Origin of the sequence: Salicibibacter cibarius (genome assembly GCF_016495725.1) — a bacterium.
In the GTDB taxonomy this organism is placed as follows: Bacteria; Bacillota; Bacilli; order Bacillales; family Marinococcaceae; genus Salicibibacter; species Salicibibacter cibarius.
In genome coordinates, this window is record NZ_CP054705.1 from 330,646 (window position 1) to 344,586 (window position 13,941).

15 protein-coding genes are annotated in these 13,941 nt (G+C 41.0%); 13 read left to right on the forward strand and 2 right to left on the reverse strand.

Features of this window, described 5'->3' with window-relative positions; all coding sequences use genetic code 11:
• Positions 1-67 precede the first annotated feature (67 nt).
• From HUG15_RS01740 to HUG15_RS01755, 4 genes are all read left to right on the forward strand, one after another.
• A complete protein-coding gene (locus tag HUG15_RS01740) occupies positions 68-1,054 on the forward strand; it encodes an NAD(P)/FAD-dependent oxidoreductase (RefSeq protein ID WP_200126654.1) in 987 nt (328 codons plus the stop codon).
• A 136-nt stretch (positions 1,055-1,190) separates the two neighbouring features.
• Positions 1,191-1,421 carry a ferredoxin family protein gene (locus HUG15_RS01745; protein ID WP_200128803.1) on the forward strand — a complete coding sequence of 77 codons (231 nt, stop codon included), beginning with the start codon at positions 1,191-1,193 and terminating at the stop codon, positions 1,419-1,421.
• A gap of 162 nt (positions 1,422-1,583) precedes the next feature.
• On the forward strand, positions 1,584-2,321 hold the full coding sequence (locus HUG15_RS01750) for an IclR family transcriptional regulator (RefSeq protein ID WP_200126656.1): 738 nt from the start codon (positions 1,584-1,586) through the stop codon (positions 2,319-2,321).
• A 631-nt stretch (positions 2,322-2,952) separates the two neighbouring features.
• The gene (locus tag HUG15_RS01755) at positions 2,953-3,966 is read left to right on the forward strand and encodes an aromatic acid exporter family protein (protein WP_200126658.1); all 1,014 of its coding nucleotides are present in this window, start codon (positions 2,953-2,955) and stop codon (positions 3,964-3,966) included.
• 519 nt (positions 3,967-4,485) lie between these two features.
• Here the strand turns inward: HUG15_RS01755 and HUG15_RS01760 are convergent.
• Complete coding sequence (locus HUG15_RS01760; protein ID WP_200126660.1) at positions 4,486-5,430, reverse strand: ketopantoate reductase family protein; 945 nt, start codon at positions 5,428-5,430, stop codon at positions 4,486-4,488.
• Positions 5,431-5,573: 143 nt separating this feature from the next.
• Between HUG15_RS01760 and HUG15_RS01765 the strand changes: the two genes are divergently transcribed.
• From HUG15_RS01765 to HUG15_RS01775, 3 genes are all read left to right on the forward strand, one after another.
• The gene (locus tag HUG15_RS01765) at positions 5,574-6,473 is read left to right on the forward strand and encodes a cation diffusion facilitator family transporter (protein WP_200126662.1); all 900 of its coding nucleotides are present in this window, start codon (positions 5,574-5,576) and stop codon (positions 6,471-6,473) included.
• Positions 6,474-6,565: 92 nt separating this feature from the next.
• Positions 6,566-7,078, forward strand: coding sequence for a type 1 glutamine amidotransferase domain-containing protein (locus tag HUG15_RS01770; protein ID WP_200126664.1), 513 nt, complete (start codon positions 6,566-6,568; stop codon positions 7,076-7,078).
• Between the two features lie 464 nt (positions 7,079-7,542).
• Positions 7,543-8,454 carry an RpnC/YadD family protein gene (locus HUG15_RS01775; protein WP_200126666.1) on the forward strand — a complete coding sequence of 304 codons (912 nt, stop codon included), beginning with the start codon at positions 7,543-7,545 and terminating at the stop codon, positions 8,452-8,454.
• Positions 8,455-8,758: 304 nt separating this feature from the next.
• On the opposite strand, the gene HUG15_RS01780 is transcribed toward HUG15_RS01775, so the two are convergent.
• Positions 8,759-9,172 carry a MerR family transcriptional regulator gene (locus HUG15_RS01780; RefSeq protein ID WP_200126668.1) on the reverse strand — a complete coding sequence of 138 codons (414 nt, stop codon included), beginning with the start codon at positions 9,170-9,172 and terminating at the stop codon, positions 8,759-8,761.
• A gap of 392 nt (positions 9,173-9,564) precedes the next feature.
• Here HUG15_RS01780 and HUG15_RS01785 point away from each other — a divergent pair, with 392 nt between their 5' ends.
• The 6 genes from HUG15_RS01785 (at position 9,565) to spx (ending at position 13,929) form a co-directional block, all read left to right on the forward strand.
• Positions 9,565-10,659: a PQQ-dependent sugar dehydrogenase gene (locus HUG15_RS01785; protein ID WP_200126670.1), complete on the forward strand. Its 1,095-nt coding sequence runs from the start codon at positions 9,565-9,567 to the stop codon at positions 10,657-10,659.
• A 343-nt stretch (positions 10,660-11,002) separates the two neighbouring features.
• Positions 11,003-12,100, forward strand: coding sequence for a M56 family metallopeptidase (locus tag HUG15_RS01790; RefSeq protein ID WP_200126672.1), 1,098 nt, complete (start codon positions 11,003-11,005; stop codon positions 12,098-12,100).
• Positions 12,101-12,175: 75 nt separating this feature from the next.
• Positions 12,176-12,526 (forward strand): BlaI/MecI/CopY family transcriptional regulator, encoded by a 351-nt coding sequence (locus HUG15_RS01795; RefSeq protein ID WP_200126674.1) that lies wholly within the window; start codon positions 12,176-12,178, stop codon positions 12,524-12,526.
• Between the two features lie 400 nt (positions 12,527-12,926).
• Positions 12,927-13,106, forward strand: coding sequence for a PspC domain-containing protein (locus tag HUG15_RS01800; RefSeq protein ID WP_200126676.1), 180 nt, complete (start codon positions 12,927-12,929; stop codon positions 13,104-13,106).
• Between the two features lie 236 nt (positions 13,107-13,342).
• Positions 13,343-13,498 (forward strand): hypothetical protein, encoded by a 156-nt coding sequence (locus HUG15_RS22720; protein WP_211202321.1) that lies wholly within the window; start codon positions 13,343-13,345, stop codon positions 13,496-13,498.
• Positions 13,499-13,524: 26 nt separating this feature from the next.
• Positions 13,525-13,929 carry a transcriptional regulator Spx gene (gene spx / locus HUG15_RS01805; RefSeq protein ID WP_200126678.1) on the forward strand — a complete coding sequence of 135 codons (405 nt, stop codon included), beginning with the start codon at positions 13,525-13,527 and terminating at the stop codon, positions 13,927-13,929.
• The last annotated feature ends 12 nt before the right edge of the window (positions 13,930-13,941 follow it).

The window sequence follows — 13,941 nt, forward strand, 5'->3', positions numbered from 1 at the left end:
GCGTCAATAACAGATGATGTAGTTTTGAAGGATCAATCGGGATAGAGTTTTGAAGGGAGAAAAAAGAATGTCAGAGCAAGATGTTTATGATGTGACGATTATTGGCGGAGGTCCTACTGGTCTTTTTACTGCTTTTTATAGTGGAATGCGTGGTTTGAAAGTCAAAATTATCGAAAGCATGCCACAGTTGGGTGGTCAACTTTCTGCACTTTACCCCGAAAAATATATTTATGACGTAGCCGGCTTTCCGAAAGTTCGTGCGCAGGATCTCGTCGACAACCTAGTCAGGCAAATGCAGATGTTTGAACAAACTGTTGTGCTTGATCAATCTGTGGAAACGGTTCATAAGTTGAACGATGAAACGTTTCGACTCGAGACCAATCAGGAGGTTCATTATTCACGGACGATAATCATTGCCGCCGGTGTCGGGGCTTTCCAACCGCGAAAGCTAAAAGTTGAGGAAGCGGTACAATATGAAGGCAGAAACCTTCATTATTTCATTGACAATATAAATGCTTTCAAGAATAAAGACGTCCTTATTTGTGGGGGTGGAGACTCTGCGGTTGATTGGACACTCATGCTCGCCAACGAAGCAAACGTTACACTTACGCATCGCCGCGATAAATTCCGAGCTCACGAACACAGCGTTGCCGAATTGCAATCCGCTCCTGTCCAAACGCACACCCCGTTTGAAGTAAGCGAACTTCGGGGGAACGGGAAGAAAATTGAGCAGGTAGTCCTTCAAGAAGTGAAGGGAACTGACCAAAAAGTAGTTAACGTTGATAACGTGATCGTCAACTACGGTTTCATTTCATCACTTGGCCCCATTAAAACGTGGGGGCTCGATACGACAAAGAATTCTGTAATCGTTAATTCTCGCATGGAAACGAACATTCCAGGGATTTACGCTGCAGGGGATATTACCTCTTTCGATGGAAAAGTGAAATTGATTGCCACCGGATTTGGCGATGCACCAACAGCTGTAAGCAATGCCAAATCCTATATGGATCCTAATGCACGCCTGCAACCTGGACACAGCACGCATATGTTCTAGAACGAATGTTACTTCTAAAGATTTTATTTAAACTTCTGAAGAGGTAAAGGGATTGTTAACGTCACAATTTCTTCTCATCCTCAGTGTGGTGCAAAGCGCCATGTTTGTTTATAATGAAAGGAGACAAAAAGAAAAAATGCCATTTGTTATCACATCACCTTGTGAAAGTGAAAAAAATGCGTCATGTACAGAAGTGTGTCCAGTGGATTGTATAGAAGAAGGAAAAGATATGTTTTTTATAGACCCAGAAGTGTGCATCGAATGCGGTGCATGTGAGCCTGTATGCCCTGTAGAAGCTATTTATGATGAGGAAGAGGTTCCGGAAAATGAACAGGCATATATTGAATTGAATCGATCCTTTTTTTAGATTAGAAGAACGCTCTCTGTGCAAGACTTAGACACAGGGAGCGTTAATACTGTTAAAATTTATGATATATGAAAGCATGCTCGCTGCGTAAAAATGATTTATGTTAGAGTATGAATCATTTGTGACTTATAATGTTCAGGAATCAATCAGGAGGTAACGTTCATGTCGGAAAAGAAATATAGCGCGAATTCCTTAGCAAGAGGGCTAGAAATCATAACTCTTTTTAATGAAGAGACCCCTACTTTGTCACTTGCAGAAATAGCGAAAAAGCTAGGTGTGAGTCGCAATGTTCCTTATCGATTGCTTTATGTTTTGCAAAGCATTGGCTATGTAGAACAGGATGAGAGTACAAAACGGTATAACCTTACCCCAAAAGTACTTGAATTAGGATTTTCTTATATGAATAGCATGGAGTTTCCGAAGATTGCTCAGCCATATTTAGAAGGGTTGAGAGATGAACTTGGGGCAACATGTCATTTATCAATTTTAGATGGTCAGGATGTTGTTTATGTAGGAACAGCTGTAGTCCGGGGGGTGTCCACTATTAATGTGGATATTGGAATGAGACTGCCAGCGCGCTCAACAGCAAATGGTCGCTTGCTAATGGCTTTTACAGACCCTTACTCAGAGTACACAAAGGGATTGGAAAAAGAAATTGAGACAATTCGAGAGCAGGGGTATGCGATTACTGAAGGAGACTTTCACCCTTCCATCTCATCAGTTGCTGTCCCCATATTTTATCGAACAGGACAGATTATGGCGGCCATTAATGTTGTAGTTACTGATACAGATTTTCCTGTTGGTTTTATAAATGATGTTGCACTCCCTAAAGCTCTTGAAGTCGTAAAGACATTGTCTAATTACACTGGATATCAAGAGCAAATTTCAATTAATAAGTAAACTGGGGCAAAGAGCGGTAAAGAGCAGTTATTTATAAAGTACAGCATGCCCAGAATATAGAATGGTTGAGTCGACGAATTGATTGTCTCCAACCATCTCTTATCCGGGTTTAATTAAAATGTCTATGAATGCTATTTTGCCCGCCGCTGAAGTCCCGTTTGAACATCTCATTACGATACTCATGAATAAAAGGTATGTCGTATGCATTTGTTGATGCGGGTGCGAGAAAAGGGAAAAGTAAGTTTAGACATACTCTACTCTTTTTTAAAAATCCTAGAGAGAAATTCGGCCGATTCTACCCATCATACTTGGTTTGTTTGTTATTTCTAAAGCTACTTAGGTTTTTGAGCAGCAATCTAACCATTTTTAACATTCAAACGTTACGTTTTCGATAATTGCACCACTCGTCACTTCGCTATTGGTTTGCACCGATGATGTAATGGTCATTTTTTGTGATTAAAGGCCTCATTATCTTTTTCCCGCCACCATTTTGCTCATCCCGAAGATATTCTCATTTAAAACCGCCTGATGTACAGGCAGTATCTGTTATGTTAAAAAGATAGTCCCGGTTACATGCTTTTCACCCTCTCTTTTGATATCCTAATAAAAGCTTGATAAAAGGAGCGGACGAATGTTTTTTGGGTATCGGACACTTAAGACTGCTGTAGGGGCGGGTATTTCCTTATTGATCGCCCAATGGTTACAGCTTGATTTTTTTGCATCGGCAGCGATCATTACTGTTCTTTGTATCACCGTTACAAAAAAAGGCTCAATCAGCAAAGCTTGGGAACTGTTTATTGCATCATGTGTGGGTTTGATCTATTCTGCAGTCATTTTCGAAACGATCGGATACCATCCTTTATCGATCGCGATCTTACTGTTGGTGTTTATCCCCACCCTGCAAAAAATCAAAGCGCTAAAAGGGGTTATTACTAGCATCGTAATTATCTCCCACGTGTACTCGGTAGGGGAAATTACTGCCGGAACCCTTTTTAATGAATTTCTACTTATTCTCATTGGCGTTACCGTTGGGCTGATTATGAACATTTATATGCCGAGCATTGATGAGGATCTCTATCAGGATCAACTGAATCTTGAAGAACAATTTTCAAGGATTTGGAAAGAATATGCCCGTTATTTGCGAGACCATCGTGTCGATTGGGATGGGCGTGAGATCACACGGGCAAGTAAACTCATCGAAGACGGAAAATCAAAAGCATTAAGAAGTATGGATAACCACTTTTTGCGGCACGACAACTATTTTTACCATTACTTTGAAATGAGAGGGAGTCAGTTCGCCATTATTGAACGGATTTTACCGTTTGTATCTTCTTTAGATAAAGTTGATGAAGGAAAAATTATGGCTAATTTTATGGATGGGCTTAGCAGTGCCGTCCAGCCCGGGAATACTGCGAGTTACTATTTGGAAGAGCTAAGTGAAATCAGGGGGGCGTTTAAACAGCACCCACTCCCGGAAACCAGGGTCGAATTCGAAACGCGGGCATCATTATTTTACATTCTTCATGAACTGGAGCAATACTTGCTGATCAAAGATATGTTCAAACCGGACCGTCAACGTACGCTGGATTTAAAAAGGAAAAAGCGAGCACGGACGCTACGAAAAAGAGAGAAAAGGAATCAATAAAAGACAAAGGAAAACAGCCGGAACTCTATAAATGTTTGGCTGTTTTTTAATCAGTAGCTTGTTTTTGGGTATGAAATGCTTCAATAATCATACTCGCCTTAAACGATTCGCTGGATACATTTCCCGAAAACCTGTCGCATAATTCAAGCGTTTCGTGTATAATACTGTATAGGGAGAAGGGAGCAAGCTCCCTTCGTAGAGTATGGGTGGCTTGATCAATCATCAAACCACTTTGCAAGCTGTAAGGCGAGTTTGTGCAGGGCTCGCCTTACTTTCCTTCTGTCCCAGATTGCTAATAGCAAAAGGAAAAGAAGGAGGCCGCGACATCCATAATCTATCACCCCCTTTCATTCGGGAGTGGCAACCATCCCTATACAGTCAAAAATAAAAATGGTTGCTACTTTATTCTATCATATTCTTCATTCTAAACTTCTTCCTTTCATAATTATTTCCGCGCAAAACCGCAATAGTTTTAAAGTATTCCACATAGGGCAGTTTTTTTTGGAACATATTTATCTTTTAAACGTCCGTAACGATTTTTTCGTAACTTTTTTCAGTTAATTTAACTAAGTTAGTGATTAACGTATTATAAGGAGTGGGGATAGCGTTTTTGGTTCCGTAGTCAACGATCGCTCCGTTTATGTAGTCAATCTCGGTTTTTCTTTCTTTGATAATGTCAACTAACATCGAAGATTTGTTCTCGCCTATGTTCTCTATCCCTAATCGTAAACATTCAGCTACCGGGTCACTATAAATTAATTCAATCCCTTCCGCCTGAGCTACACGGGCAGCTTCATTCACGAGTTCTTTTATAATTTCTTTTCCTTCAGGCGGAGCGATAGCATTGCCGTTTGATAGTCTTGTTATAGCGGTTAAACCATTGAATGCAATGTTGATGATCAATTTACTCCAAATGATTGACGCAATGTCAGTAGTGACTGTGGCAGGTAAACCGCTTCGAGTAAACATATCAGCGATTGATTCGCTTACTCTGCTATGCACACCCTCCGAAAAACCAATATAAGTTCTTCCATTAGCCCGATGTCCTACCGTTCCATTCTCAAGGATTCCGCCCCCGCAGCCGGCTCCACCGATACCAACATTACTGTATGGAACAGCGTTCTTTACGCTTTCAAGATTCCCTATGCCATTTTGTAGAGACAAAACTGCCGTATCCTCGTCAATGGTATGTAAAACTTGATTCAACACCTTATCGGTTGCATGTGCTTTTACCAGCACAATAATAAGATCGTATCGATTGGAAAGATTGTAAGGGTGACTGACGACAGGGATATTAACCGTGGTCATATTGCCATCATTGTCCAAAATTCGCAAACCGTCTTGATTGATCTTTTTTACATGGTCATTTTCCCTGTTGTAAAGCGTAACATCAACGCCAATTTGCTTTAATCGACCACCGAAAAGAGACCCCATAGCACCGGCGCCAAGTATAAGCGTTTTCATAATTGATATCCCTCCTCAAAGGGGATTATAACATAATCCAATTTTTGAAAAGGCAGTGGCAAACGTTCACTAACGTATGATAGGATATGAAAGATTGACATGTAGTACACAAACTGACGTAAATCGGTAAGGAGATCGAAAAAGTGAATACATCGGTTTCACGCATTTTATTCGTCTCGACTGCTAGTGCCTTCGCCTTTGCTGTGATTGGTATTGTGTGGGGGATATACAGTTCATCACAAATGATTTTATTTGATGGTCTGTACTCGATCATCAGTTTAGTCATGTCGTTAATGGCTATTCTCGCGTCTCAATATATCAATAAAGATGATGAGAAAAAGTTTCCTTTCGGCAAAACCGCCATTCAGCCCATGATAGTGGTCATGCAAGCCATCGTTATGGGATTGTTATGTGTTTCCGCGCTTACTTCCTCTGTTATTGCCTTACTTACCGGGGGAAGAGAGATCGCTGTAGGAAGCGCCCTATTATACGGGGTTTTTTCATTGGTCTTTTGTTTTGTAGTTCAACGCTTTTTTAGCAAAAACAAACATCGATCGGAGTTTATTCGCTCTGAAGCTGCCCAATGGTTCATGGATACGATTTTAAGTTCGGCCGTCGTTCTCGGTTTTCTTTTGGCGTTGTTTCTCGATAATACGTCGTGGGCGTTCGTCATTAACTATATAGATCCAACGATGGTGTTATTAGCCGGTTTATATTTTTTGTCTGTTCCATTCAGATTGATTCGTAAAAATGGCAAAGAACTCCTCATGATGACACCTGATCAAGATTTATTTAACAATATTCGTTTTGAAATGGCGGCCCTGGAGCAAAAATACAACATTCAAGATTCCTGGTTACGAATGGCTAAAATGAGTGATGTTTTGTATCTGGACATCGATATCATCGTGACTAACGATTCAGCGATTTCCACCATCGAAGATTCGGATATGTTTCGTGAGGAATTTCAACAACAACTGGATCAATATGATGTTATCCCTTGGGTGACTATTGCTTTTACAAAAGAGAAAAAATGGGCGGAATGACGCAAGTGGGAAAATTTGATAATCGTGGATTCTTTACAAATTAATGTAAAGCCCGTACAATAAAATTGATGGCAATAAGGAGGTTGAGTTTTATGAGTAAGCATATTGCTGTTCTCGTAACAGACATGGTAGAGGAAATTGAATTAACCGATCCCGTGAAAGCTTATAAAGAAGCTGGTCACACGGTAGATATTATTAGCAACGAAGGAAATAAAACAATTAATGGCAAAAATGGCGATGAAATACAAGCTGATCGGGGAATTGAGGAAGTGAATGCAAATGATTATGATGCATTGCTCGTTCCCGGCGGTTTCTCTCCGGACTTGCTACGTATTGATCCGAAGAATAGTGAGTTTGCAAAAGCATTTTTGCAAGATAATAAACCGGTATTTGCAATTTGCCATGGCCCTCAGTTCCTCGTTGAAACTGACGAGCTAAAAGGAAGAGAGCTAACGAGCTTTGTTTCCGTAAGAAAAGACTTGGAAAATGCAGGTGCCACTGTAAAAGATGAAGAGGTTATCGTGGATGGAAACCTTGTAACAAGCAGAACACCAAATGATCTTCCTGCCTTCAACCGCGAATCTCTAAACCTTTTGGAGAAATAACTTGTCAATCGTAAGGGAAGCTGCTAATGACGCAGCTTCTCTTTATTTTTATCTAATTTTTTACGAATTTAATCCGCCCCTGCATCCAATGCCGTCTTGTAATACATGTATTTATGAATGATTGAAGTCAACTCCAAGTCAAGGGATGTTGATAAATAAATTTCAGCAATCTGATTTATATTAGGGTCACCCAAGATAAAAAGGGTGAAATGGATCAGGTGCGTTGTTCGTCGGGTTTATAAAAGCAAAAAGATAATATGCAGTGGGATATTTGGACTTCTTGATAACGGTGTCAGTCTACAGTGTATTCAACACACTTTATTGTAGAGCGTACTCGTAGGATGTAAAGGCTTCGGAATTGTCCGAAGTCTTTTTTCAGTATATGCTTATTTGAATCGATCCTGTTTGTGGATGGAAAGGAGGGCAGTTTTACAATCAAAATACTACTAGCGAGGGTGTTACAAATGGAGGAAGAAAACGAGTCGTCGATTCATCGTAACAATCAAGATATTGCACAAAAAGCAATACAGGAAGAATTCAGCGCCGGCACAAAACCGTTGATTGGTCTTGGACTGGATACGCCTGCAATATCGCAGTCTTTGCCCACAGGGAGAGTGGCTGTTGAAACAAAAACAAACAACATCGATTATTTGTACGAATTAGAGGATGGTTCTTGGCTGCATATCGAGTACCAAAGCACAAATGAGAAATGGGATATATACCGCTTCTTGACCTACTATGTGCAACTCATGCAAAGATATCATAAGGTGAAAGGTGTGCCTGTTGAGGATAACCTGCTTAGTGTAGTAATATATACACAAAGAGCAGATGTTAAGGAAGAGAAACAGACGTTAAGGTCGAAGCAAAATAAATTGTATTTTGAAACAAAGGTTGTTCATGTTCCGCAAAAAGATGGGGAAAGTAAGTACGTGGAGATAAAAGAGAAAATAAACACGAGGCCATCTGAACGACTGACTCAAGATGAACGTCAGTATTTGATGTATAATCCTTTCATGGAAAAAAGCGATCCTAGTGAAAGTGTTCAAGACAGGGCACTAGAAATTATTGACTTGTTGAAACATCTAACGGATGAAAATGACAAATTTCAGTTGATTGGCACGATGTCAGTGCTCACTTATAATTTGTTATCAGACGATGCAAAAAAAGAGATTTGGAGGGTGTTCGAAATGACTAAAGTATTCGAAAAGGAAATGAGAGAACGAGACAGGGAAAGAGATAAAGAATCGAAAGATCAATTGTTATTAGACCAGTTATCAGGTCATCTAGGGCGAAACAAATCGGATGATTATATTAAAGAAGCGTTATTAATCACGGATGAAAAACTACGTGAATTAAAGAGAAAATTAAATAGCTAACACTAAAAATATATAGGCGCGATTATGCGCCTTTTTCCTTGCACTTTAAGAATGTTTAACTTTGGTAAAGGATTAAAGTATAAGTAAAACTAAGGCTCCCGCTGTAAAAACTTGGCGGAAGCCAAGTTTTTCTAACCAAAATCAGCCCTGAAAACAGTTAATCAAGGTGAAGGTCATTGGGTACCGGAATTATAGGTTCAAGGTTACCTTAACCGGGCAGATAGAGGTGCTAAGGGGTATTTGCAGGGTGATCAATTATTTGTGCCGCTCTCCAAATAATTGTTGGCAACACCCGCCGCAAACATTAGTTAACATGAAGATCTATTTTGTCAGTTTTATGAACATCCTCCGTCCCTGTATCCAAAGCAGTTTTGTAATACCAACATTTATGATTGATGAGTTCCATCGTCTTATTTAGTTCTTTCATCTGTGTTTCTACAACCGCTTTTCGTTCCATAAACATGTCATATCTTTGTTGCAACGTGGAATCTCCTTCAGAAACCCAATCAATGAAATTTTTTATTTCCTTAATGGGCATTCCGGTCGCTTTTAAACATTCAATGACATTTAAAGCCTCGATATCTGATTCATTAAACACCCTTGTTCCGCTAGATGTACGCTTAACAAAAGGCATAAGTCCCTCTTTGTCGTAGTAACGCAAGGTGTGTACGGTAAGATTCAATTCTTTAGCAACCTCGCTGATTGAATAGGTCTCCATCATTTATCTCCTCTTTCTTTATTAGACTTAGAGTTAACTCTACGCATTGCAATAAGTGTATCACGCTATTTTCTAATGGTCAAAATAAATCTTTTTATTGACCTCGAGTTAACTATAGGGGTTAAGGTTTGTTTATATAAGATGAAGGAAAAATTTATTGTGAAGACTTTGATCTATGTAAATATAAAGAATAGTGGAGAGGTAAAACCTATTTATGGCTACCGTCAAGTAGTATGTGTAAGGTAGTAAGGTATAGCACGGATTGGTGTGGTGCTCAGACATTCTCCCTCGGATACCCAAAGGAGAATGCCTGAAAAGTCATTTTTCTACTCTGTAGTTAATAAAAATGTGAGCTATGTAACAAAATTGGATGAGAAGAGGGAGTTTTTACTATGAAAAAATATATGGCATTTGGCTTGAGTTTGGCATTGGTAGGCTGTGCTCCGGAAGAAGAGGAATCGGAACCTGATACAGGCGATGAGGTTGATGAACAGGCAACGGATGAAGAAGAGGAAGCCCTTGACGTCGAAGGCGGGGAATATGAAGAACTCGCCGCCGGACTCGAAGCGCCCTGGTCGATCGTGCAAATCGATGATGATGAAATTTTTATCACGGAACGAGCAGGCGCGATCGCCCATATTGATGGGGAAGATGTGACACATGAAGATATCAGTCTAGGCGAAGAGGTCTTGGATGAAGGAGAAGGTGGCCTTCTTGGGATGGTGATGATTCCGGAGGAGGATGAGTCAGCGATCGTGTACCACACGTACGAGGATGATGACGGTGAAACAATGAATAGAATCGTGGCGATCGAACGTGGGGACGGCGTCTGGGAAGAAACTGACATACTCCTCGACGAAATCCCCGGAGATATGTTCCATAACGGCGGGCGTCTCGCGATTGGTCCCGATGATCATTTGTACGCCACGACCGGGGACGCCAGCGTTGAGCAATTATCTCAAGATGTCGACAGCCTGGCCGGCAACATTTTGCGTATGGACATCGATGGATCGGTTCCTGATGACAACCCCTTCGATGATTCTTATGTGTATTCGTACGGGCACCGGAATCCGCAAGGCATCGATTGGTCGGAAGATGGGCGCATGTTTAGCTCAGAACACGGGCCGACCGCCCAAGATGAAGTGAATGAGATCGAAGCCGGTAACAATTACGGCTGGCCCGAGATCACCGGGGATGAAGGGGCTGAAGGAATGGAATCCCCCGTCTTCGAATCCGGCGATGACACATGGGCACCGTCAGGTGTAGCATTCGCCGGAGAAAGCGACTTTTACGTTACCGGACTCGCCGGAGAAAGTTTGATGCTTTTTGATGTGGACGAGAGCGAAATGGAAACGGTACTCGAAGATGAAGGTCGATTGCGTGACGTTCTCATTGACGATGACGATGTCTATGTGATCACGAACAATACAGATGGCCGCGGGGATCCCGGTGAAAATGATGACCGGTTGTTGCGTTTGGGAAATTAAGTCTCGGGTGGCACATTGCCTGTTGGTTTTATGTCTGGCGCACTGTTTGAAAAATGGTGGGGGAATTCTTCCTACATGACACATATGATTGGAAATTATCCTTTTTAATGGTGCCATGTAACGCCATTCATGGAGCTAAACAGTCTAAAAATGGTGTCGGACGGCTAGGAAAGCAACTGAATGACTATCGGTTTTATCTGGTAGTCGTTCAGTCCTTGACTTCATTAACCTCTAAATTGTAGAATTGAAAAAACTACAATGAGTAGTTGAAATCATTGGCACACGAAAACGCAAACGAATGAAAAAAGGAACGAGGAAGAAACTTTGAGAGTAGGTGCCTTCTGTGACAGAAATTTATATACATATTTTCATTATGACGGTCGTAGCAAGTGTTGGTTTCTTTTTTATGAAGTTGACGAGTAAAGCAACGGAAAAATATCTCCCTGCATCATGGCATTATTACTCCTCCATAATATTGTTTTCCCTGTTTGCCGTTCCTATTTACGCTTGGGTGCAGCCGAAGGATTTATCATCTGCGGTCACTGTCTTTATTCCTGTGAATAACGCGGCAGATACATCATTAATAGATGTGATTCCCTATGTGTTGCTCGTGGGCACCATTTTTATTTTGGGGTTTCATGGGTACCGATATGTAAAAATGCACCGATGGCTACAATTCGCGTGTGAAGAATCCTTTGATGATCATCATCTTATGGCGCTCAGACGGGCTAAGCAAACACTGACCATTAAACGAAATATCCCTGTTTATATTTCGCCGTATATGACCACGCCCTTTATATACGGCATTTTAAAACCGAAAGTGGTCTTGCCGAAGCTAGATTTCAGCGAGGAAGAACTGCGGCATATTTTCCTTCATGAATTAACTCACTATAAACGTGGCGATTTAGTAACGAAAGCACTTGCTACAGTCATTCAAGCGCTACACTGGTTCAATCCGATGGTTTACATGGCCCGGCGAGATATGGACCGTTTTGGCGAATTTGCTTGCGATGAACGGATTACCAAGCATATGGACCCCAAGGAAAAAACGAGATACTGTGAGCTCTTGCTCGCCGTACTTTGGAATGTTCTCAATCAAAAAGAAAGTCATTTTGCAGCGATGAGCCAAGGAAGGAAGCATTTGGAACGAAGGCTGAAGGCCATTTCTGCCAGTAGAGCTCGCCGGCAGCGAACCGTTCTGGCATGTGGAGTAGTTATCACGGTATTGATGGTTACGTTGGGGACAACAGCAGGCTTCACGGCTAACGCCCATGTTGAGACTTTTGATCAACATATAAGTGACGATTCACAAGTGAAAGCAAGCCATTCGGATGCTGAATCGATGCACGACATTCACGGCGAAGATAGTAAAACAAAAACAAAAGGTTTTTTTATGAAAAAAGAGGACGTCAAAGATGTTGAGGTCAAGAAAGAACAGTAAGCATAACTGATGGCAAGCAAGTGACAATGGTATTTTTATTATAAAAGTAGATCGGAGGGACTCGCGGTGCAGAGAATGTCTCGTTCTGAAAAACAGATTATGAAGATTATTTGGCAGAATGATCGAGCCCTTACAACAGCTGAAATTTTACAGCAACTGCCCGATGAGAAAGCTTGGAAGCAAAATACTGTTATTACATTTTTGGCACGTTTGATTGAAAAGGAATGTGTAAAAGCCACTCGAGTCGGCCGGGCCAATCACTATGAAGCTTGTATTACGGAGGAAGACTACCGGACCCAGGAGACCAAAGAGTTTCTCAATGACGTACACAAAGGCTCACTATCCGGATTTCTGCAGACACTCACGGAGAGTGGTGATTTAACGAAAGCAGATATCGAAAGCATCATGAAAAAAATGCGGGAGTAACACTATCTCAGCATTGGAAAATCCGAGAACCATGTGGATGTGGAGAGGTTCATTTAAACGACCCACCTGCTTTTAGCAGGTGGGTCGTTTAAAAAAGTAGGAAGTTATGATGGTCAAATTATCCTGTCACACCCAAGGGAAACATCAAAAAAGGAGGACGGTCACTAGTGAATTATGGCTGAATTTCCTCATACTTGATGATTTTACCTTCCAGTTGTCCATCTGACTTAATCATGGCACCTCTAATTAGGATATTATTGCTTTTAGAGGTGTCATATCCTAGTAGTTTATCTACACAATAGGATGGGAATTGATTTAAAAGTATATCAACAGAGTCAAAACGGCAGAGATGGTGAGCAGTTAGATTCATGTTCGAAATTTTTAATATGGAGGATTCACATTGAAAAGGTTAGAAAAATCAAGTACAGATAAGGCAATAGTAGGAGTTTGTGGAGGGATAGCTGAGTATTTTGGTATTCCCTCTATTGCGGCAAGGCTAATATTTATGGTAACGCCTGCTGCTTTAATTATATATATAATTCTTGGAGCTACCCTTCCAGAAAAACCGCCTTCATTGTAATTAATGATAGACATCTCGCTAAGAAGGATGTGTAAGGTAATAGGGTATGACTCAGATAAGGGTGGTGTTCAGACATGATCCTCGAGTATCCGGAGGCAATGTCTGAAAAATTTTGATCCAGGCATTGATTTATTTAACTACAGACTGTAGAATTAAATGAACTACATTACATAGTTATTAAATATGTAAGAGCCACTCGGATCAGCCGTATATGTTAAGTGAGGAGAGTGAAGGGGATGAATGCTGCCCTAACTATATTGTTCATCTTCATAGGTTTTGCGGTTTATTTTTTTCGCAAACGCGCATGGGGCGGAATGCTTTACTGTGTCATTATCACCGCATTGGTGTTTACGGTGAGCCTTCCCATGGTTGGAACGTTTAATGGCATTTAAGTTGAACGAAGAAGGAGAGGCTTTTATTGGTTCATTTACTGACAGCATCGGGTTGTTCTTCCTGTCGGCAAGCAAAAGAATGGTTGACCGCCCAACATATTCCTTTTAAAGAACGAAATATTTTTACGGAGCCCCTTTCCGTTGAAGAAGTGAAAACGGTTATGTTTATGACCGAGGATGGGGTGAATGATGTCATATCCAGGCGTTCCAAAACATTTCGGAGATTAAACGTTGACCTTGATGCGTTATCATTGCAGCATTTGTTTCAATTGATCAGTCAATATCCCGGGTTGTTGCGAAAACCGATCATTTTTGATGATAAACGGCTTCAAGTCGGCTATCAGGAAGAGGAAATGCGCCAATTCTTACCCAGGCAGGTTCGTTCCTATCTCTTGCATGAAGCGCGGAAAATAGAAAAATTAGCCGAATAAAGACAAGCGCTG

Coding starts and splice junctions, on each gene's coding strand:
- HUG15_RS01760 (WP_200126660.1), bottom strand. CDS start 5,430: ATGAAAACGCTTATACTTGGCGCCGGTGCTATGGGGTCTCTTTTCGGT.
- HUG15_RS01745 (WP_200128803.1), top strand. CDS start 1,191: ATGCCATTTGTTATCACATCACCTTGTGAAAGTGAAAAAAATGCGTCA.
- HUG15_RS01785 (WP_200126670.1), top strand. CDS start 9,565: ATGAAAAAATATATGGCATTTGGCTTGAGTTTGGCATTGGTAGGCTGT.
- HUG15_RS01780 (WP_200126668.1), bottom strand. CDS start 9,172: ATGGAGACCTATTCAATCAGCGAGGTTGCTAAAGAATTGAATCTTACC.
- HUG15_RS01770 (WP_200126664.1), top strand. CDS start 6,566: ATGAGTAAGCATATTGCTGTTCTCGTAACAGACATGGTAGAGGAAATT.
- HUG15_RS01750 (WP_200126656.1), top strand. CDS start 1,584: ATGTCGGAAAAGAAATATAGCGCGAATTCCTTAGCAAGAGGGCTAGAA.
- HUG15_RS01755 (WP_200126658.1), top strand. CDS start 2,953: ATGTTTTTTGGGTATCGGACACTTAAGACTGCTGTAGGGGCGGGTATT.
- HUG15_RS22720 (WP_211202321.1), top strand. CDS start 13,343: ATGAATGCTGCCCTAACTATATTGTTCATCTTCATAGGTTTTGCGGTT.
- HUG15_RS01775 (WP_200126666.1), top strand. CDS start 7,543: ATGGAGGAAGAAAACGAGTCGTCGATTCATCGTAACAATCAAGATATT.
- HUG15_RS01740 (WP_200126654.1), top strand. CDS start 68: ATGTCAGAGCAAGATGTTTATGATGTGACGATTATTGGCGGAGGTCCT.
- HUG15_RS01795 (WP_200126674.1), top strand. CDS start 12,176: ATGTCTCGTTCTGAAAAACAGATTATGAAGATTATTTGGCAGAATGAT.